The organism is Ectopseudomonas composti (genome assembly GCF_900115475.1).
Classification (GTDB): Bacteria; Pseudomonadota; Gammaproteobacteria; order Pseudomonadales; family Pseudomonadaceae; genus Aquipseudomonas; species Aquipseudomonas composti.
Map to the genome: position 1 here is coordinate 1 of NZ_FOWP01000027.1, position 1,301 is coordinate 1,301.

Sequence of the window (1,301 nt, forward strand, 5' to 3'; positions counted from 1 at the left end):
GGGCGCTTGATGCCCGACTTCAAAACCATCGCCAACTTCCGAAAAGACAACAGCAAAGCCATTCGCGGCGTGTGCCGCCAGTTCGTTGTGCTGTGTCAGCAGTTGGGGTTGTTTAGCGAAAACCTGGTGGCTATCGACGGGAGCAAGTTCAAGGCAGTGAACAACCGCGATCGCAATTTCACCAGCGCCAAACTGAAGCGGCGAATGGAAGAAATCGAGTCGAGCATCAACCGTTACCTGGCCTCTCTTGATGCAGCTGATCGGCAAGTGCCAAGCGCCGCTGAGCCGGACGCTGCGCGCCTGGAAGAGAAAATCGCCAAACTCAAAGCTCAGATGAAAGAGCTTCAGGTGATCGAATCTCAGCTCAACGACTCTCCAGACAAACAGGTTTCACTGACCGACCCCGATGCCCGCTCGATGATGACGCGTGGCAATGGCATCGTCGGCTACAACGTACAGACAGCGGTCGATACCCAGCACCATTTGATCGTTGCGCACGAGGTCACGAACGTTGGCTCTGACCGCGACCAACTCAGCTCGATGGCAAAGCAGGCGCGGGAAGCCATTGGTTCAGAAACGCTATCGGTCGTGGCTGATCGGGGCTACTTCAAAAGCGAGGAAATCCTGGCCTGCCATGATGCAAAAATTACCCCCTATGTACCCAAGCCGATGACTTCAGGAGCTAAAGCGGACGGGCGTTTCAACAAAGATGCCTTCGTTTTTAACGCCGCTAAAAATGAATACGTTTGCCCAGCTGGTGAGGTATTGATTTGGCGCTTTTCTAGCGTCGAGAAAGGCCTGAATATGCACTGCTACTGGAGTTCGAATTGCCAGAGCTGCGCCCTGAAAACGCAGTGCACGCCGAGCAAGCAGCGACGAGTGCGGCGTTGGGAGCATGAAGCCGTGCTAGACGAAATGCAGAACCGGCTGAACCATGCGCCAGACATGATGCGAGTCCGAAAGCGCACTGTTGAGCATCCCTTCGGGACGCTCAAACAATGGATGGGATCCACGCATTTCCTCACACGTAGGCTGGCCGGCGTCAGCGCGGAGATGAGTCTGAATGTGCTCGCTTACAACATGAAGCGGGTCATGAGAATCATCGGTGCCGAAAGCTTGTTGAAGGCAATGGCGGCGTAAAAGCCCTTGGCTTTTGCTGCTCCAGGTGGCGCTAAAATGCTTCATAAGCGCTCCGGAGCGTTACTGGTGCTGATCGTGGCAAATGCGTGGGCAATCGACTCGCCCAACTGCGCTGAGCTGAGGCATCCACGATACGAAAGTGTTTTTACACACTCTGGGCC

The 1,301-nt window shown here is 55.0% G+C and carries 1 protein-coding gene; it reads left to right on the forward strand.

Features of this window, described 5'->3' with window-relative positions:
- Positions 1-1,140: IS1182 family transposase (locus BM059_RS25015; RefSeq protein WP_074941764.1), on the forward strand; the 1,140-nt coding region annotated here is incomplete at its 5' end.
- Positions 1,141-1,301: the final 161 nt, after the last annotated feature.